Genomic DNA, 18,734 nt, shown 5'->3' with positions numbered 1-18,734 from the left:
TTATTCTCCAATCATTTTTGGTATTTTAATTTCTGCCGTAGTTCCTTCTCCTAAGATGCTGTGAAATGTAATACCATAACCTTCGCCAAAAAACAGCTTAATACGTTCTTCTACATTTTTAAGACCATATATGTTTAATTTCTCCCCTGGTCCATCCTTTAACGTATTATTCAACCTTTTTACCGTTTCTTCATCCATCCCTTTGCCTGTATCTTTGACAATCAGCAACAGATGGTCCTCTCTATCTTTCACGCTAACCGATATATGCCCTTTCTCTTTCTTCAACTTAATTCCATGGTAAATGGCATTTTCTACGATTGGCTGCAGGATAACTTTAAAAGTTTTATACCGATGAAAGCTTTTTGGTATCTCAATGGTATAGTCAAATTTCTTAGAATACCTCATATGCTGGATCGTAAGATAACTCCCCACATGTTCGATTTCTTCTTCAAGCGTAATAATATCTTCTCCCCTGCTAATCCCAATCCTAAACAGTTTGGTAATGGCTATTACCATTTTGATAGCTTCCTCATTTTTATTCGCTCTTGTTAACCAAACGATTGAATCTAATGTGTTATATAAAAAATGGGGATTAATTTGATATTGTAATGATTTAAGCTCTGCCTGACGAAGGGATTCCTGTTCCGTAAGTACCCGATCCATTAACTCTTGTATTCTTTGAATCATCACATTAAAGCCGGTGTTTAACTGCCCTATTTCATCGTTACCGATTGACGGAAGTTTAACATTAAAGTTCCCTTCTTCAACAACTTTCATTGAATGGGTCATATCTTTTAATGGTTTTACTGTCAGCCTTGAGAACTGATATGCAAAAAATAACGCACTCGAACAAACAAGAAAAAGAATCAATATGATAATATTCCGAATCACAATACTATCTTTAGTTAATTCACCAATCGGGATTGTTCCAATGATCTTCCATCCCGTTACGGTAGAGGTTTCTTCAATCAAAATTCTGCTAGCTGTATAAATAACCTTCGTATTTTCGGATGTGATAATTTTTTTTGACTGATCCAATTTAAGTTTTGTCGTAATTAAATTACGATTAGGATGAGTGATAACTGAATTTTCATCATCAAGGATCGATATATATCCCTTTTCACCTAACTTGGCTTGAGCAATCGTGGCTAACTGCTGCTCAGGAACGTCAACCATGACAATGCCTGAAATCTTTCCGCTAGCTTTATCCTTAATGGGATACCCTGCTGATATGAAGAATTCCCCTGCTGTTTTCACAAGCAATGACCCAACTCTTGCACTAAACCATGTGACATCACGTTTTACCACTACATCCTTGTACCACAATGAATGATTAATATCATATGTCAGTTCGGTACCATAATTTGATTTAAATCTGCCGCCATTATTTCCAATTACATAAATACCAAATAATTTCTCGTTATAATTGGCAATTAAATTTAATCGCGTGTTAATTTCTAATTCTTGCGAGTATTTTTTGGCAATATCAGAGCTAATCGGATTTCTTAACGCTTCTTGAACAGCTGGTTCTTCAGCTGTGATCAGGGCAGATTTTTCGACTTCTAGCAGCAATTCATCAATTTTTTGAGTCGTTTGGTGAACAATTTCTTTACTAAACTGTATCGCATTGTTTTTGGTAATGTTATAAGTAATAACAACCGAGACTGCTCCAAGAAGTAGAATGGGTACAATCGAAAGTATAATAAACTGAATGAGAAGCTTTTTTTGCATTGACAAGTTGGTATAGAATTTATTTATTTTCATTGTTTACATCCAGTAAAAATTTTTTTATATTTCTATTATATAAGAAAATTCCTAATATAAAAACTTTGAAATCTATTCCAAAATAGTAATAACCTTAACAACTCAATTTAAGTGCTATTTTCCTTTTTACTAGTTTCAAATAAATGTAGTACTATTAAAAGTATGCGTTTACATAAAAGCGGGGTGTAAGGATGAAAAATTCGTATTGTCGATTAAACATTATACTAGCGATTGGTTTTTCATTATTATTATTAACTTCATGTAATCCTGTATCCCCATCTACTAAAACAGATGTAAAGGGCGAATCAGAAGAAAGCTCCAAAATTCGAGTTGGTTTCTCACAAGGGGAGAATAATAATCCCTGGCGTATTGCTGAAACCAATAGTATTAAAGAAGAAGCCGTAAAACGCGGATTTGAACTCATTTATACGGACGCACAGGGTTCTTCCGAAAAACAACTCGCAGATGTCAAAGAAATTCTCTCTCAAGACGTGGATTATCTGATTTTAGCACCTAGACAATATAATGAGCTTGGTCCAGCTTTAAAAATGGCAAAGAAAAAAAAGGTCCCTGTCATTTTGGTTGACCGTGAAGCAGAAGGTGCTCCTGGAGAAGATTACCTCACGTTTATTGGTACCGATTTCCTCTGGGAAGGTAAACAGGCGGCGAAATGGTTAATAGAACAAACCAATGGCAAAGCAGATATCTTAGAAATAACTGCTACAACTAATTCCACAGCTGCTAAATTACGTGCAGAGGGTTTTAGAAAGGTAATCCAACAATACCCAGGGATGAAAATAATTGCTTCTCAATCAGGAGAATCCTCTAGGGCTACCGGCCAAAAGGTAATGGAACAAATGATTCAAACAACAGAATCTAAATTTACTGCTATCTTTTCACATGCTGATGAAAGCACAATTGGTGCCATACAGGCCTTAAAAGCAGCTGGTATCAAACCTTCAGAAACCACAATCGTCTCAGTGGATGGAGAAAAGGATGCATTGAAAGCGATTATTGCTGGTGAATTAGGAGCGACTGTAGAATGCAGCCCTTTCCTTGGCCCCAAGGCTTTTGAAGTAATAAAAGATCATTTAAGTGGTAAAGAGACCCCAATCAGGATTATTCACCCCGGCCGGTTCTTTACAAAAGATAATGCAGCGGCACATATTGACCAAGCCTATTAAATAAACAAGATTGGGCTGACACAAGTGTGCCAGCCTTTTTCCATTTATGCTTTGTTTAATAATAGTTGTCCAACCGCTCCACCTGGGTGGATTACAGCAAATTGTTCTTGTGTGTAATTCATTTCATGCATAAGGGCAATGGTAATCGCATCAAATACGGAAATAACGGCAAGAGTACTGGCAGTAGCCAACATATTAAAGGGATCTGGTTCACGTTGTACCTTTATCTTGAGAACAATATCCGCTTCTTTCGCAAGAATAGAATCCAAGTTCTCTGTTACGGTAATTAACTTGGCCCCTTTCACTTTCAGTGCTGGAAGAAGCCCTACTAATTCACTCGTTTTTCCACCTTTTGATATTAAAATAACTACATCATCCTTTTGTACCAGACCAAGCTCACCATGAACAGCATCAGAAGGATTTAAGTAAGCAGCCGGACGCTCAATACAGCATAATGTGTGAACAATTTTCTTGGCTACAACTCCTGATGTTCCGCAGCCAGCGACAACGATTCTTCCTTGACACTCTTTGATTGCTTCAATGACTTGAAAAACAGCCTCCTTTGATAGCGTGGAGGAAAGTTCTTGTATCGATTCTGCTTCAATGGATAGTGTGTTACTAACGTGCTGCCATAATTGATTCGTTGTCATGCCGTGTTACATCTCCCTTTTTCAAAGTTTTCAACCGCTTCATCACATCATTAAGTCCACGGCCAAAATATTCATTTAATCGTTTATATTCCGCAAACAATTGTTGATAAATCTGATGATGCTCTTGATTTGGGTTGTACGTGTCATCCAATAAATTAGCCATTCTTGATGAAGCATCAAAAACATTATCATAGCCGCTATTTACTTTACCTGCTGCAACGGCCCCATAAATGGCTGCACCTAATGCAGGCGTTTGTGGGGATCCTGCGATATGAATCTTCATGTTGGTAACATCTGAAAAAATCTGCATAAGCAGTTTGTTTTTTTGAGATAGGCCGCCACAAGCAACCAACTCATTCACATCAATACCAGCATTTTTATGTGTTTCAATAATCAAATTCGTGCCAAATGCTGTTGCCTCGAGCAACGCTCGGTACATTTCCTCCGGCTTTGTTGATAACGTTAATCCTAAGATGATTCCGGACAAATCAGCATCCACAAGAGGTGAACGGTTTCCATTCCACCAATCAAGCGCTAGAAGTCCGCTTTCTCCTGGTTTTAATCTTGAAGCCTTATTTTCTAATAATCTATAAATATCAATATTTTGTTCCTCTGCTTCACGGTGGTACTCAGCGGGAACACAATTTTTCATAAACCACTCAAAGATGTCCCCGACAGCACTTTGCCCTGATTCATAGCCAAACAGCCCTGGCATTGCTCCATCTTCAACACTTCCGCAAATTCCTTCTACCTTTACTTCTTCTTCAGAAAGGATGAAATGACAAAGTGAGGTTCCCATCACCATCACCATTTTACCTGGTTCAGTAACACCTACGGCCGGAAGGGCTACCGGAGCGTCACAGATAAACGTTGAGACGGCTGTACGAGTGGTTAAACCTGTTAAACTAGCAGCAGCTTCTGTTAGGAATCCTGCTTGATGCCCTATTGGATAAACCTCTCTAGAGAGCTTTTCATCGACAACCTTCTCTAATCTAGGATCAAGAGCCTTAAAAAACACTTCTTCAGGATAGCCAGTTTGTTTTTGCCAAAGTGCTTTGTACCCTGCTGAACAGCTGCTTATTACCTTTTCTCCAATAATCTTCATGACCACCCAATCACCAGCCTCAATGAAAAGATCGGCTGCATCAAAGATTTCCGGTGATTCTTCTAAAACTTGCATAATTTTTGGAATCATCCATTCAGAAGAGATTTTTCCACCATAAAGGGAGAGAAATGCTTCTCCTCTTTCCGCTGCAATTTCATTAAGTTTATTTGCCTGTTTTTGTGCAGCATGGTGCTTCCATAATTTTACCCAGGCGTTAGGAGTGTTCCTATATTCATCAAGAAAACATAGCGGCGTCCCGTCCTTCTTGATAGGAAGGATCGTACAAGATGTGAAGTCAACTCCTATGCCAATAACGTCCTCTGGCCGAACACCTGCATGTTTAATCACTTCAGGAATGGTTTTAATAACGTCAATATAATCATCTGGATGCTGAAGCGCCCAGTCTTGCCCAAGTTTTATATCTGTTCCTGGAAGGCAATCTTCAATTACTCCGTGTTTATAAGAGGTAACCATCGTAGCAATTTCCCTGCCTGTCTCCACTTCTACTAAAAGAACCCTTCCTGATTGGGTGCCGTAATCAATACCAATTGAATACTTCTTAGTCATATTTTACTTCTCCTCTATAAACGCTTCATTTGCTTTTGATTACTGATATAGTTTGTAATCATAACAATAATAAGTACTGCTCCCCATATGAAATCCTTAAAAAAGTTGCTGATATGCAGCATATTAAAGCCGGTTGATAGAAATTGAAGGGTCAGGACTGCAACAACCACACCAGCTACTTTACCAAAGCCACCATTTGGATTAACTCCGCCAAGAATGGCTACTAAAAGCGCCTGTAAGGTATAGCTGCTGCCATAGTCCGCGTTAGCTGAATTTGTACGTGATGCAATAAGCAAACCTGCAATGGCTGCAAGTGCACCAGAATACATATATGTTTGAATCGTAATTTTTAAATTATTAATACCAGAGTAAGTCGAAGCCGTTGGATTAGTCCCCATCATATAAAGTTTTAATCCGTAAGACGTCTTTTTAAGCAGTATGTAGAAAGTCACAATGATGATACCGAAAAGAATCAGTGGTATTGGTACATAAAGTACGGATCCAGCACCTAAAATCGTGAATTCTAATGGGAATCCATAAATAGCTTTCCCTTTTGTAATAATAATTCCAAGACCTGTGAATAATTGCATCGAACCTAGTGTTGTTAGAATTGGTGGAATTCCAAAAGCTGAAATCGCAATACCATTTAGTAACCCACACGCTAAACCAGTGAGAACAGCAATCGCAACCGCAAGTAAAATTACGATTAAAATTTGACCAGCGCCAGCGCCTTCAGGGATGAATTTCACCATGGTAACCGCTGCTAGAATAGAAGAAAGGTTGGCTATTCCAATGATCGATAAATCAATCCCTCCCGTAACCATACAGATCATCATTGCAATGGCTAGTATTCCAAACTCAGGGAACTGAAAAGCCATTGACAGAAGACTGTCTACAGTCGGGAACAAATTAGGTTTTAATAAGCTCATCGTAATAAATACAAGAACCATCATGACTACTAATCTAGTTAAGTTTCCATCATTCGAAAGTACGTTTTTTATATTGAAATTAAAAGCTGATAACCCCTTTTTATTCAGGTTTTCAGTGCTCGGTTTTACTGTCTGCATAACTTCCCCTCCAATCTAATTAAGTGGTGCTTGGCATTTTAACTGCAGACCTCTTCGCTTGATATGCAGTGATACCTGTTCCAACTAAAATGAGTAAGCCAACAATGAATCTCTGCCAATAAGAAGGGATTCCTAACAAAATTAAGCTATTGTTGATGACAAGAACTAAGAAAACACCTAGAAACGTTCCAAACATGGTGCCATGTCCTCCTGTAATTCTTGAACCACCAAGAACAACCGCTGCAATAACGAGCATTTCCGCTCCCATAAAATCCATTGGATTACTATTTCTCATTAATGAGGTGTGAATAATCCCCGCGATTCCCGCAAGAAATCCAGTGAAACAATAGATGAAGAATTGAATTTTCTTGATGTTAAAACCAGCTCTTTCGGCTGAGACAAGGTCACCACCAATAGCATAAATCCCCCTGCCAAGCATGGTATAACGGAAAATAAACCAAACCACACCAGCTACTGCTACTAAAGCAAGAACCGCCAAAGGAAGACTGTAAACAACCCCGCTGTCTGTCGTTACTCGAAATAGTTCCATTTTTGAAAAATCAGTCATACCTTTAGGTACGTCTGGAATCTCTTTGTAGCCAATAAAAGTTAGTAAAAACCCTGTGAACATACTTGCTGTACCAAGCGTTACAATTAAGGTTGGCAAGTTAAAGCGTGAAATTAAAATGGCATTAATTAAACCTAGAAAGGCTCCAATTAACCCTGCAATAAGAAATGCAAGCAGAATAGATCCTTCGTATCCATAAGAAGTTAAGATTTTAGTCGTTGTAAACATGGCAAATGCTGCAATCGCTGGGAAAGATACATCAATTCCTCCAGATACAATGACGATCATCGTTATCACAGCAAATATCCCTGTTACGATACTACTTCTAAATAAATCAATCATATTACCCGCTGAAAAGAATGTAGGATTTATCACTCCAATGACTAATGCAAGGACTAGTAAGGTTAATGCAACAAAAAATTCGTTTGTATTCATAAGTTTTTTCAAAATGGTATCACTCCCCACTCACAGTAATAGAGATTAACTGCTTAATTGATGTCCTAATTCACGTTCTGAAATGGCTGTATTACGAAACTCGTTAACGATCTCGCCTTTTTTCATGACAAGGATTCGGTTACAGTTATGAATGACTTCTGAAATATCATCTGAAATGATGATTACTCCAACACCTTGTGATGCTAACTTTCTGACAATGTTATGAATATCGGCTTTCGAACCAATATCCACTCCGACTGTTGGTCCATTTAAGATTAATAACCTAGGATTGGTGGCAAGCCATTTCGCCAGGACAACTCTTTGTTGATTTCCTCCTGATAGAGCGGAAACAGGAAGTTCTGCTGATGGTGTTTTAATAGTAAGATCTTTAATCCACTTATCCATTTCTGCTTTCATTTTTTCTTGATTCACTAGTTTTGATCGATTTAAGAGTTTATCAATAACACTCACGACCATGTTTTTCCCGATAGACTGCTGTAAGAATAGCCCTTCCGTTAATCGGTCTTCAGGTACGTAGCCAATTCTATGTTTGATGGCATCATGTACACTTTTTAACTTTACTTGTTCTTGCTCGAGATAAATGGCACCTGAATCAGCTGGGAGGATTCCGAAAAGAGCCTTTGCTAATTCTGTTCTTCCTGAACCAAGCAAACCAGTGATACCAAGTACCTCTCCTGGATATAAATCCAAGGATATATTAGTAAAGGCGCCCTTTTTAGTCAGATTTTCTGTTCTTAAAAGGGGAGTTTTGCCGATGCTTTCAGGTGTAAATAGTTCATCTTCAATCTTTCTGCCAGTCATATATTCAACTAAGTTTGTTTGATTAATCTCTTTTACATCACCATCTTTAACATTCTTACCGTTTCGTAAGATGGTAATGGTTTCACAAATCTCATATACTTCTTCTAGCTTGTGACTTACAAATAGAATCGAAATTCCTTGTTTTTTTAAGTCCCTCATGATTTTAAATAATGAGTTGACTTCCTTTTGCGTTAGTGCAGTGGTTGGTTCATCCATGATAATCAGCTTTGCATCCTGAAGCAGTGCTCTAGAGATTGCCACTAACTGTTTATCGGCAACGGATAAAGTTTCTACTTTAGCCGTTAAATCAATATTGATTCCAATCTTCTTGACAGCTTGATCGGCAATTTCATAGATTTTCTTCCAGTTTACTAACTTTTTGTTATTGGTAAGCTGTAAATTCATTGCGATATTTTCGGCAACGGTTAAGTTCGGAAAGATCGAAAAGTCCTGGTAAATAACCTGAATTCCTTCTTTTATGGCATCGATTGGAGAAAAGTTTTTATATTGTTTTCCGTTAATTTCAATCACGCCGCCATCTGATTTATAAACACCAGAGATCGTTTTAATTAAAGTTGATTTTCCGCAGCCATTTTCTCCGGCAAGACAGCGTACTTCCCCTTTATTAATGGTCAAGTTTACGTTCTGTAAGGCTTTTACACCGGCAAAAGATTTGCTTATATTCGTTAACTTTATAAATGGTTCACTCATCGTGTAGTCTCTCCTCCCAGTTATTCACTGTTGGCTACTTGGAATATAAGGAAGCAATTATACAGTCAAGCTGTATAATTGCTATTATTTCCTTTGGTTGATTTAAAAGTTGTAATCATCCATGTTTTCTTTTGTTACATCAATCCAAGCTTCACCATAGAATACTTTACCGTCTAGTTTAAGCTTGTTATATCCAGGAGCTCCTAAGTCCACTCCTTCTTTTAATTGATCTTCTTTACCTTCCAAAATCATGTATGCAAGCTTGTTCGCAGCGTATCCGGCATCAGCTGGGTCCCAGAAGGAAATCATATCTAATGAACCACTTTCTAAATATTTTCCTGCTACTGATACAAGGCTTGTTCCAACGATTTTCACTTTACCCGTTAATCCCATTTCCTCAACAGCAAGTGCTGCTCCAGCGGCATCAGGCATTCCACTTCCCTGAATTCCTTTTAAGTTTGGATACTTCTTAAGAAGTTCTCTTGTTGTTTCATAAGCTGTTTTTTGGTCATCATTAGACTCGTTTCGATCTGCAACAAGTTCCATTTTTGGGTATTTATCTTCTTGAAGCTTAACCGCTGCATCAATCCACTCGTTATGTGATTTTGTTGTTAAGTTACCCACAAATGTTGCATATTCACCTTCGCCGTTTGTTAACTCTCCAAGTTTAGCCATTAGATGTTCACCATAATCAGCATTATTAAATGCCTCAATATCGTAATCTACGTTTTCTAAGTTTGATGCTTCATGGCTGATCACAACAATTCCCTTGTCTCTTGCTTTTTTAAGAACTGGTTCAAGCGCTTCTGGAGAGAATGGTACAACCACAATCGCGTCAACATTTTGAGCAATTAAGTCTTCGATCATTTGAACTTGAAGTGCTGCATCTGCCTTTTGCGGCCCGATTTGATAGGCATCGACTCCCGTTTCATCAGCAAATTTCTTTACCCCATTGTCCATACGCTCAAACCATGCACTGTTACTAAGTTTGACAACGGTTGCAATTTTGTATTTACCGTCTTTTTCTTTTTCCTTAGAAGCTCCACCTGCGGATTCTGTGGTAATCCCTGTACCCGCACAACCAACAATCATGGATAATGCTAGAATGGAAATAAACATTAATGATAATACCTTTTTAAACCTTTTCAAAACGCTTCCTCCTCTTTTGAGTTAAGTTGTAAACGCTAACAAATTACTGATGTTATTTCTAGTAATCTCTTACCGCCTGAACCTATCTTACTATCGGAAGGTATTCTGAGTTAATAAAGGATTCTTTAAAAATACTTAAATATTATTTAATTTTAAAAATGGATTTTAAATTATTTTTATAGAAAAAAATTGGGTGAAGGTGGATGAAAGTATATAATAAAATATACAATCTGAAGGTAGTTCCTTTTGGTCTTATACTAAAAAAGACTTCTAAGGAAATGGTAGTTTGATAATTAGAGAGGAAGTTATTTATGTTAGCTGAAATTTTTGCCACGCTTTTTAATGTGATTGTACCACTCTCTATACCAGTAATAGCCGGGGCCTTGCTTAGTCGTTATGGGAAGCTGGAAATCAAGCCACTTTTAAACTTTGCCTTATATTACATAACGCCTTTCTTGATATTTGATACTTTAATGGAAGCGCGCCTTTCCCCAGAAGATATTTATTTGACTCTTGCATATTCCTTATTAAATCTAATTTTGCTTGCAGTTGTTGCTAATTTCTTAGGCAAATTACTCAAACTGCCAGCCAATGATATAGCTGGATTAACCTTGATTTCCTCATTTACCAATGCGGTTAACTATGGAATCCCACTCATGTTGCTTGCTTTCGGTCAGCTGGGGCTCGAAAAAGCTTCAATATATATAGTAATGCAGATGGTTATGATGCATACGCTAGGAATCTTCTTTGCAGCGCGCTCTCATTTCACCATAAAAAATGCGATTAAATCAGTGTTTGCCCTGCCGGCTATTTATGCGGTATTGCTAGCCATTGGGTTACGCATACTTAATCTAAACCTTCCAGGAGGACTCTCCACAGGAGTTTCCATGATCGCAGAAGCCTATCCACCCATTGTGCTAGCCGTTTTAGGAGCACAAATGGCCAATGTGAAAACAGAAAGTATCACCAGGAATACACGAATCACCTTTTGGACTGGTATGGGCATGAGATTATTGATTGCACCGCTGATTGCATTATTATGTTTACATCTATTAGAAATTGAAGGCATTATGTTCTCCACTCTATTGGTATTATCATGTATGCCCGTTGCGATTAATGCCGGTATATTAGCAGAAAAATTTGATGCCTCACCAAAAGTGTTAACCAAAACCATTCTTTGGACTACCCTATTGTCCTTTTTCGTATTACCTGTACTGATTGTTTTGGTTAAGTAGTGTATTTAAGTAACTAAAATGCTTTTGCAGTAACTATATTTTTTTAAAAAGCCGCTTCACATTCGTTAATTGCAAGCGGCTTTTTTTGATAGCCCCCCCTCTTCTGACTCCTCCCCACTTTTTTCACCTTCGCCTGTCAAAAGGTTACCCTCGTCCACCTACTCCAAAATCTTCGCCAGTTTCCTGCTTATCCATTTATTCGTCAAAGCATATAGCTTCTTTATTAAATAAATGACGATCAGAAAAACAAATACAAAGTATTCAGGAACTTCCATAACACGAAATGGGCTTATGGCATTACGTAAAGCGGTTTTCATTTCAAATCCCAACAAGAGATCTATTCCAAAGGAGCAACTTATTAATACGGTTAACATCATAATTGCAATAAAGATAATCTTCATTTTTTATCACCTTTTTTATGTATGATTCCTCTTTCTCCTCGAATTCCAGTTGGTACTTTTTAGAAAATCAAGAATACCTTTTCTAAATTGGTGAAAAATAAGAAAAAAAGAGGAAGGTTAGTGACGATGTCTCTATTTTCCCTATCCAAAAAAATGAAAAAATTAAAAATACAAAAGAAACATTCTCAACAGCGCAATCAGCCACCTAAAGCACTTCAAAGTTCTTTACAAGATCAAATAGATTACATAAGAGAAAAAACAGGGAATAGCACAGATGTGATTATTCGAAGATTGCAAATTGGCAACGGTAGAGGCCCTGATGCCGCGGTTGTGTTTGTTGAGGGAATTGCAGATAGTAAGGCAATTAACGACTTTTTGATTGAATCCATTATGAATCAACATCCTGTTGACAGCAGCAGGTCTATTTTTGAAATCCTTTTTAAAGAGGTAGTAGCACTGGGTGATGTTAAAGAAATTACGGATTGGGACAGCTTGTACCTGTCCTTGATGTCTGGTGAGAGTATCATACTGGTTGATGGTGCACAAAAAGCACTTAGTGCCAGCACCAGAGGCGGGGAGCAGCGTTCCGTTCAAGAACCTGGCAGCCAAGTAACGGTCCGGGGGCCGAGAGATGGGTTTACCGAATCCATAAGAACCAATACCGCTTTAATTCGCAGACGGATTCAGAACCCTGATTTGTGGATGGAAACGATGAAGATTGGCAGCGTCACGAAAACAGATGTTTCCATTATGTATATAAAAGGCATTGCAAAGGATGAAATTGTAGACGAAATTCGGAATCGGTTAAAAAGAATTGAAATTGACAGTATTCTTGAATCAGGGTATATAGAACAGCTCATCGAAGACCAGGCATCTACGACCTTCCCAACCCTCTATCATACAGAAAGACCGGATTTGGTCGCCGGGAATCTCGTTGAGGGGAGGGTTGCGATCATTGTGAATGGAACGCCATTTGTCCTAATTGCACCGGCAGTTTTTATCCAATTCTTCCAGTCAGTAGAAGATTATTATGGGCGCGCTGATATCGCCACTTCACTAAGATTCTTAAGGATTTTAATATTCCTAATCTCAATTATCGCACCCGCTACGTATATAGCGGTGACAACCTTTCACCAAGAGATGATCCCAACACAGCTGTTGGTCGCAATCGCAGCACAAAGGGAAGCAGTGCCTTTTCCTGCGTTGGTCGAAGCATTGATTATGGAAGTGGCATTCGAAATCCTCCGGGAAGCAGGAATAAGAATGCCAAGAGCCGTTGGTTCAGCCATCTCAATCGTTGGTGCGCTGGTTATTGGTCAAGCAGCCGTCCAGGCAGGGATAGTTTCCCCTGCTATGGTTATTATTGTGGCAATAACTGCAATAGCAAATTTTGCAACTCCTGCTTTTGCAATAGCGATATCGGCACGTTTAATTCGCTTTGGATTTATGTTTGCAGCTGCAACCTTTGGTTTTTACGGGATCATTTTGGGGGTCATTGTTTTAGCTGTGCATTTATGCAGTCTTCGTTCTTTTGGGGTGCCATATTTAACCCCAATGGCCCCTCTTATCCCGGCAAACCTCGGTGATACAATCGTCCGTCTGCCATTGTGGGCACAAAAAAAACGACCAAAGCTATTAAGCAATGATAAGGAGAATCGGGTAGGCGATAACCAGAAACCACAACCTCCCAAAGGCAGGGAAATGGTCAACTCAACAATAGAAAAAGGTGACCAGAATGACAATTAAGCGATTATGGGTTTTATTAGTAATTTTAAGCACTCCCCTCCTGTTATCAGGTTGTTGGAGCAAAAAAGAATTAACCGACTTGGCTATTGTCGCTGCAATGGGAATCGACAAAAACGAAGAAGGCAGATATGTTGGTACTATGCAAATTATCAATCCAGGGAATGTAACTGGCGGTATGCAAGGCGGTGGCGGGAGTCAAGGACCTCCTGTTTCCATAGCTACCGGAACAGGAGATAGTATTGTTGAGTTAAGCAGAAGGACATCACGAAAATTGTCAAGAAGACTTTATTATGCTCATACAAATTTAGTTGTCATCGGTGAGGATCTTGCAAAGGAAGAATCAATCAGCAATATTCTCGACCCCCTTGAACGCGACGCACAATTCCGGAGTACAGCAATGATCGTGATCGCCCAAGGAACAAAAGCGTCCGATATTGTTAAAGTGTTAACATCAATTGAAAAAATACCATCAAATAAAATAATCAAAACATTAAAATCCACTGAAAAGTTATGGGGAGAAAATATCTCTGTTAATATGCAGGATGCGATAAGGACACTTGTCTCGCCCGGTAAGGGACTGCTTATTTCAGGATTTCGTTTAGATGGAGATGCAAATAAAGGGAAAAAAATGGAGAATACTCAAGAAACAGAACCCTCTTCTTCCATTTACGCAGGGGGTCTAGCAATGATTAAAAACGGGAAGCTAACTGAATGGATTGAGGGTGAAGCTGCAAGAGGGTCTATCATTCTCCTCGATAAATTAAATGCATCTGCATTTGGTGTAAAATGGGAAGGGAAAGAAGAGGCTATCATTTATGAATTAATCGGAATAAACACAAAGGTAATGGCAAAAATGGAGAAGGGAAAGCCCCGTGTTTCAATTAAGGTTCATGCAGAGGGAAATATTGGTGAGGCAAGAGTGCCAGTAGATCTTAATAACCCTGATCTTCTTTTAAAATTAGAAAATGAAATAGAAAAAGAAATTAAAAAAGAGATTACTATCGCTGTGAAAGAGGCCCAAAAAAATAAATTGGATATTTTTGGTTTCGGAGACGCACTTCATCGAGCACACCCTGACGAATGGAATAAAATGGAGAAAAAATGGAGTGAGGTTTATTTTCCAGAAGTTAAAACAGATATATCCGTTACTGCCTTTATTCGTCGAACCGGGTTACGGAACAAACCCCATCAAATGCACTAGAAATAATTAAAGGATGAAAAGGATGTGACAAAAGCATGGAAAAGGCAAAAATAAGCTTATACCAGCTTTTTGTCCTAATTTTGTTATTTGAGCTTGGCAGCGCGATATTGGTGCCTCTTGCCATCGATGCCAAACAGGATGCCTGGCTAGCCATTCTGTTTGGCATGTTTGGTGGTTTGTTCTTATTCTGGGTAAATTACCGGTTATTCCTTTACTACCCAGAGTTAGTTCCCCCAGAATATATGCAAAAGCTGCTTGGAAAAATACTCGGTACACTCCTTGCATTTTCTTATACTATTTACTTTATGTATATCGCGGCCAGAGTACTTCGCGATTTCGGAGAAATGCTCCTGACCTTTGCCTATATTGAGACTCCCTTATTTATTGTAAATGCCTTACTGATGCTGGTTATTATTTATGCAGTTAGGAAAGGTATTGAGGTTTTGGCAAGAACAGGAGAATTATTTTTTGTTTTTATCTATTTTCTCGCTATTACTGGTTTTATTCTAATTGTCTTTTCTGGGCTCATTGATCTAAATAATTTAAAACCTATACTAGAGGAAGGCATTTTTCCAATAGCCAAGGTCGTATACACACAAACCTTATTTGTTCCATTCGGTGAAGCTATCGTTTTTTCAATGATTTTCCCGTATGTAAAAAAGGGGAAAAATGGGAAAAAAGTAAGTTTATTTGCAATAGCACTGAGCGGAATTAATTTGGCCATTACCATGGCGATTAACATTGGTGTATTGGGTGTTGACCTTACGGCACGTTCACAATTTCCACTTTTAAGTACCATTCAAAGTATACAAGTGGCTGAATTTCTTGAACGTCTTGATGTTTTTTTTATGATATCTACCGTCATCTGTATTTTTTTTAAAGTAAGCATTTATTTTTATGCGGCCATTGCAAGTACTGCGGTCATATTCAAGATAAAAAAAACTTCAAGTTTAGCTTATCCCTTAGGAATGGTTGTTTTGTTCATGTCTGTTACCATCGCAAGCAGTTATGCGGAGCATTTAAAGGAAGGGTTGCAATTTGTTACACACTTTTTGCACCCGTTCTTCTTTGTCGTTATTCCCTTACTGCTCTTAGGAATTGCCTTTTTTAAAAACCGAAAAAAGAGTATTCATCAATAAAACATAAAGGACAATCAGCCTCGCCCTTGTCCATCTTCTTCTAGTGGGTTCAGAATAAATAAAGAAATGAAAAGGACGTGACAAAGGCATGGAAAAGGCAAAAATAAGCTTATACCAGCTTTTTGTCCTAATCTTGTTATTTGAACTCGGCAGTGCGCTACTAGTGCCCCTTGCAATTGATGCTAAACAGGATGCCTGGATGGCCATTCTATTTGGCATGCTGGGAGGACTGTTCTTATACTGGGTATATTACAGGTTATTTTATTACTATCCAGAATTATCACCTCCAGAATATATGCAACAGCTGCTTGGAAAAATCTTAGGTAAAATCATATCTTTTTGTTATATTATTTTCTTTCTCCTTATTGCCGCTAGAATACTTCGTGATTTTGGAGAGATGCTCCTGACCTTTGCATATATTGAAACCCCCTTATTTATTGTAAACGCCCTCCTAATGTTGGTCATTATCTATGCTGTTAGCAAAGGCATCGAAGTACTGGCAAGAACAGGGGAATTATTTTTTGTTTTTATCTATTTCCTGGCTATTGCTGGCTTTATTTTGATTGCCTTCTCTAGACTCATTGATATAAACAATTTAAAGCCTGTCCTAGAGGAAGGTATTTTCCCAGTAGCGAGAGTAGTTTTCACTCAAACTCTATCATTTCCATTTGGTGAGGTATTCGTTTTTTCGATGATTCTTCCCTATGTAACAGACCGAAAAAAGGCGAAAATGACTGGTCTTTTTGCTATTGCGCTAAGCGGGATCAACATCGCTATTACTATGGCGATTAACATTGGTATATTGGGTGTTGACCTAACCCTCCGCTCGCCATTTCCGCTTTTAAGTACCATTCAAAGCATACAAGTGGCAGAATTTCTAGAACGTCTTGATGTTTTTTTTATGATATCTTCTGTCATCTGTATTTTTTTTAAAGCAAGCATCTTTGTTTATGCTGCCGTGATAAGCTCAGCTATCCTATTTAAGGTAAAAAAACCATCAAGCTTAACCTATCCCTTTGGGATGGTTATTTTGTTCATGTCTATTACAATCGCAAGCAGCTATGCTGAGCATATAGCGGAGGGGCTTAAATTTGGGACACGTTTTCTGTCCCCTACCTTCTTTATCTTCATCCCATTGCTGCTCTTAGCCATTGCCTTTTTAAAGAACCGTAAAAATAGTAGTCATCAATAATAAAGGACAAGTGCACTAGCTCTTGTCCTTTTTCCAATTGTATTCAGCTGCTTAAAACACATTCCCGGTTTTTATAATGTTCACCTTAACCACTGGCTCAATTTGAACATTTTTATATTCCTGGTCCCAATTGATTTTCTTCCATAGTTCAGGATGGAAGCTTGAGATTTGCCGGCCAATTCCAAACGCGTCACAATTAGCTTTTACTAACGTATTGGTGATTTCCTTAGCCTGTTTGGTCAGTTCATTAGAAAGATCATGATTTAGTTTTTTGATATTTAATTCATTCTTGATATTCTGAGGATAGCTGATCACTTCAATATCTATTTTAAGATTAATTTTACAAGAAATTTTTTCATCGTGATCCACTTGGACCACTAAGTTTCGTGTTAAATCTCTAGTTGCCAATGAAATCGATGGCCATCTTTTTTTGAACCGAGGACCAATGCCATTCTATTCGTTTTGTCTAGTTGATTCATTAAAGACAATAGTAACCCGCTTTTTTCCTTAGATAATGTTTTACCTGTATATTTATCACCATTAAACAAGGCCACCCCTGCAACCTGTACCTTATCCGACTCTACTCTTTCAAGATATGGTAATACCATATCCTTACCGGGATCTAAAATATTATTCCAGACCGTAAAGGTATTCTTTTTCGGAATAACCGTATCTGCCTCTGCCCCCTGAAGTAATTGCAGGATGACAAAAGCGTTGCATCGTCAAGGCCTCCACAAAAGGCGGAAACGGAACATACTCTAAGGAAGTCCGGATGGAGTATAGGATTCCAATCGGAAGCACCTCTGAATGAAAGGAAACAATGGCTATGTAGATTGCCGGCAAACTAATTGCGACAATGAAGCTAAAAATACGAATAATTCGAAAGAAAGAACCAACCAGCCAGCGACTATTATAGTCATCAGGTGCCTGATAAAAGGCAAAAAAAGTAATCGGAACGACTAGCACTCGGGGACTTCCATCCACAATGATGGTAATTTTCCCATCCGCTAAATAGGACACTGCTCTGTCCGGTCTTTCTGTTGCTAAATTTTGCGGAAAAGGTGAAAAGGGATGATCTTCAATCAGCTCCTCTAAATCACCAGTGGAATAAAGCTGGTCGATTTCAATCGAGGTTAATCTACGCTTTACTTCGTCAACCAGCTCTTTGTTCGCTAGATTTTCTAGATACACCATACCCACTTTCGTATGGGTGAGGTTTCCGATTGTAAAATATTTCACTTTCATATATGGGCTTTTTATTCTCTTTCGTAAAAGCTGCAGATTGGAGCTAACCTCTTCAACAAAACCATCATGGGAACTTTTAATATTCTGCTCATTAACCGGTTCTGCAATGGACCTGCCTTCGATTCCTCCTACCGAAGCTGTATATGCCTGTGATTCGTCTTCAAGCAGAATCACACAGAAACCATCTAATAATTGTTTCCCCACTTCTGCTATCAGGGTAGTCTTTTTTATTTCTGCCGCATGGACAATATGTTCAATATCATCGAGTTCGCTTTCCAAAATGGGCTCGATAATAGAGGTTTGGAGAAGTTCCTTCTTTACCAATGGATGAAGATAAAGAATGACACATTTCTTTTTGGAAAAAAGGAGTTCTTTTTTCATCAAATCTTCTGTATGGCAAAAATGCTCTTCTACCATTTTTATATTTTTTTCAATATCATCAGAAAACTGCCCCGCTTTATTCAAGAAACTCATGTCGGAAAACTCCTTAAACAACTAGATATTTCCTATTACTTCCCTAATTTCCTCCTATATTCTTTTGCGCGGGGGATGT

17 protein-coding genes are annotated in these 18,734 nt (G+C 38.3%); 6 read left to right on the top strand and 11 right to left on the bottom strand.

What is annotated here, in order from left to right:
- Entirely contained in the window at positions 1-1,731 is a 1,731-nt protein-coding gene (locus ABC255_RS03280; RefSeq protein WP_412991337.1) for a cache domain-containing sensor histidine kinase, read from the bottom strand.
- A 224-nt stretch (positions 1,732-1,955) separates the two neighbouring features.
- On the opposite strand from ABC255_RS03280, the gene ABC255_RS03275 reads away from it, so the two are divergent.
- Positions 1,956-2,948 carry an ABC transporter substrate-binding protein gene (locus tag ABC255_RS03275; RefSeq protein WP_412991336.1) on the top strand — a complete coding sequence of 331 codons (993 nt, stop codon included), beginning with the start codon at positions 1,956-1,958 and terminating at the stop codon, positions 2,946-2,948.
- 44 nt (positions 2,949-2,992) lie between these two features.
- On the opposite strand, the gene ABC255_RS03270 is transcribed toward ABC255_RS03275, so the two are convergent.
- The 6 genes from ABC255_RS03270 to ABC255_RS03245 form a co-directional block, all read right to left on the bottom strand.
- Positions 2,993-3,598 carry a KpsF/GutQ family sugar-phosphate isomerase gene (locus ABC255_RS03270; RefSeq protein ID WP_412991335.1) on the bottom strand — a complete coding sequence of 202 codons (606 nt, stop codon included), beginning with the start codon at positions 3,596-3,598 and terminating at the stop codon, positions 2,993-2,995.
- The gene (locus ABC255_RS03265) at positions 3,567-5,270 is read right to left on the bottom strand and encodes a ribulokinase (protein WP_412991334.1); all 1,704 of its coding nucleotides are present in this window, start codon (positions 5,268-5,270) and stop codon (positions 3,567-3,569) included. Before ABC255_RS03265 ends, ABC255_RS03270 begins: the two co-directional genes overlap by 32 nt.
- 14 nt (positions 5,271-5,284) lie before the next feature.
- Positions 5,285-6,337: an ABC transporter permease gene (locus ABC255_RS03260; protein WP_412991333.1), complete on the bottom strand. Its 1,053-nt coding sequence runs from the start codon at positions 6,335-6,337 to the stop codon at positions 5,285-5,287.
- Between the two features lie 19 nt (positions 6,338-6,356).
- Complete coding sequence (locus ABC255_RS03255) at positions 6,357-7,352, bottom strand: ABC transporter permease (protein ID WP_412991332.1); 996 nt, start codon at positions 7,350-7,352, stop codon at positions 6,357-6,359.
- Between the two features lie 33 nt (positions 7,353-7,385).
- Positions 7,386-8,873 (bottom strand): sugar ABC transporter ATP-binding protein, encoded by a 1,488-nt coding sequence (locus ABC255_RS03250; protein ID WP_412991331.1) that lies wholly within the window; start codon positions 8,871-8,873, stop codon positions 7,386-7,388.
- Positions 8,874-8,975: 102 nt separating this feature from the next.
- On the bottom strand, positions 8,976-10,022 hold the full coding sequence (locus ABC255_RS03245; protein WP_412991330.1) for an autoinducer 2 ABC transporter substrate-binding protein: 1,047 nt from the start codon (positions 10,020-10,022) through the stop codon (positions 8,976-8,978).
- 311 nt (positions 10,023-10,333) lie between these two features.
- Between ABC255_RS03245 and ABC255_RS03240 the strand changes: the two genes are divergently transcribed.
- Complete coding sequence (locus ABC255_RS03240; protein ID WP_412991329.1) at positions 10,334-11,257, top strand: AEC family transporter; 924 nt, start codon at positions 10,334-10,336, stop codon at positions 11,255-11,257.
- A 158-nt stretch (positions 11,258-11,415) separates the two neighbouring features.
- On the opposite strand, the gene ABC255_RS03235 is transcribed toward ABC255_RS03240, so the two are convergent.
- Entirely contained in the window at positions 11,416-11,658 is a 243-nt protein-coding gene (locus ABC255_RS03235) for a YczF family membrane protein (protein WP_412991328.1), read from the bottom strand.
- Positions 11,659-11,811: 153 nt separating this feature from the next.
- On the opposite strand from ABC255_RS03235, the gene ABC255_RS03230 reads away from it, so the two are divergent.
- The 4 genes from ABC255_RS03230 to ABC255_RS03215 all read left to right on the top strand — a co-directional run bounded on the left by ABC255_RS03230 (position 11,812) and on the right by ABC255_RS03215 (position 16,936).
- Entirely contained in the window at positions 11,812-13,404 is a 1,593-nt protein-coding gene (locus ABC255_RS03230) for a spore germination protein (protein WP_412991327.1), read from the top strand.
- Positions 13,394-14,605 (top strand): Ger(x)C family spore germination protein, encoded by a 1,212-nt coding sequence (locus ABC255_RS03225; RefSeq protein WP_412991326.1) that lies wholly within the window; start codon positions 13,394-13,396, stop codon positions 14,603-14,605. The genes ABC255_RS03230 and ABC255_RS03225 overlap by 11 nt, the downstream gene beginning before the upstream one ends.
- Positions 14,606-14,640: 35 nt before the next feature.
- The gene (locus ABC255_RS03220; RefSeq protein WP_412991325.1) at positions 14,641-15,744 is read left to right on the top strand and encodes a GerAB/ArcD/ProY family transporter; all 1,104 of its coding nucleotides are present in this window, start codon (positions 14,641-14,643) and stop codon (positions 15,742-15,744) included.
- 88 nt (positions 15,745-15,832) lie between these two features.
- Positions 15,833-16,936, top strand: coding sequence for a GerAB/ArcD/ProY family transporter (locus tag ABC255_RS03215; protein ID WP_412991324.1), 1,104 nt, complete (start codon positions 15,833-15,835; stop codon positions 16,934-16,936).
- 51 nt (positions 16,937-16,987) lie between these two features.
- Here ABC255_RS03215 and ABC255_RS03210 read toward each other — a convergent pair whose 3' ends face one another.
- Genes ABC255_RS03210 through ABC255_RS03200 form a run of 3 tightly spaced genes read right to left on the bottom strand, consistent with a single transcriptional unit; the run spans position 16,988 to position 18,655 of the window.
- The gene (locus tag ABC255_RS03210; protein ID WP_412991323.1) at positions 16,988-17,344 is read right to left on the bottom strand and encodes a Ger(x)C family spore germination C-terminal domain-containing protein; all 357 of its coding nucleotides are present in this window, start codon (positions 17,342-17,344) and stop codon (positions 16,988-16,990) included.
- The gene (locus ABC255_RS03205) at positions 17,326-17,544 is read right to left on the bottom strand and encodes a hypothetical protein (RefSeq protein ID WP_412991322.1); all 219 of its coding nucleotides are present in this window, start codon (positions 17,542-17,544) and stop codon (positions 17,326-17,328) included. The genes ABC255_RS03210 and ABC255_RS03205 overlap by 19 nt, the downstream gene beginning before the upstream one ends.
- A 22-nt stretch (positions 17,545-17,566) precedes the next feature.
- Positions 17,567-18,655 (bottom strand): spore germination protein, encoded by a 1,089-nt coding sequence (locus ABC255_RS03200; protein ID WP_412991321.1) that lies wholly within the window; start codon positions 18,653-18,655, stop codon positions 17,567-17,569.
- Positions 18,656-18,734: the final 79 nt, after the last annotated feature.

This window comes from Neobacillus canaveralius, assembly GCF_047237705.1.
Lineage (GTDB): Bacteria > Bacillota > Bacilli > Bacillales > Cytobacillaceae > Neobacillus > Neobacillus niacini_K.
Note: the sequence above shows the minus strand (reverse complement) of the source record. Positions and strands in the feature narration are given on the sequence as shown.

Coding starts and splice junctions, on each gene's coding strand:
- ABC255_RS03275 (WP_412991336.1), top strand. CDS start 1,956: ATGAAAAATTCGTATTGTCGATTAAACATTATACTAGCGATTGGTTTT.
- ABC255_RS03220 (WP_412991325.1), top strand. CDS start 14,641: ATGGAAAAGGCAAAAATAAGCTTATACCAGCTTTTTGTCCTAATTTTG.
- ABC255_RS03250 (WP_412991331.1), bottom strand. CDS start 8,873: ATGAGTGAACCATTTATAAAGTTAACGAATATAAGCAAATCTTTTGCC.
- ABC255_RS03230 (WP_412991327.1), top strand. CDS start 11,812: ATGAAAAAATTAAAAATACAAAAGAAACATTCTCAACAGCGCAATCAG.
- ABC255_RS03225 (WP_412991326.1), top strand. CDS start 13,394: ATGACAATTAAGCGATTATGGGTTTTATTAGTAATTTTAAGCACTCCC.
- ABC255_RS03215 (WP_412991324.1), top strand. CDS start 15,833: ATGGAAAAGGCAAAAATAAGCTTATACCAGCTTTTTGTCCTAATCTTG.
- ABC255_RS03205 (WP_412991322.1), bottom strand. CDS start 17,544: ATGGTATTACCATATCTTGAAAGAGTAGAGTCGGATAAGGTACAGGTT.
- ABC255_RS03270 (WP_412991335.1), bottom strand. CDS start 3,598: ATGACAACGAATCAATTATGGCAGCACGTTAGTAACACACTATCCATT.
- ABC255_RS03280 (WP_412991337.1), bottom strand. CDS start 1,731: ATGCAAAAAAAGCTTCTCATTCAGTTTATTATACTTTCGATTGTACCC.
- ABC255_RS03240 (WP_412991329.1), top strand. CDS start 10,334: ATGTTAGCTGAAATTTTTGCCACGCTTTTTAATGTGATTGTACCACTC.
- ABC255_RS03235 (WP_412991328.1), bottom strand. CDS start 11,658: ATGAAGATTATCTTTATTGCAATTATGATGTTAACCGTATTAATAAGT.
- ABC255_RS03200 (WP_412991321.1), bottom strand. CDS start 18,655: ATGAGTTTCTTGAATAAAGCGGGGCAGTTTTCTGATGATATTGAAAAA.
- ABC255_RS03265 (WP_412991334.1), bottom strand. CDS start 5,270: ATGACTAAGAAGTATTCAATTGGTATTGATTACGGCACCCAATCAGGA.
- ABC255_RS03260 (WP_412991333.1), bottom strand. CDS start 6,337: ATGCAGACAGTAAAACCGAGCACTGAAAACCTGAATAAAAAGGGGTTA.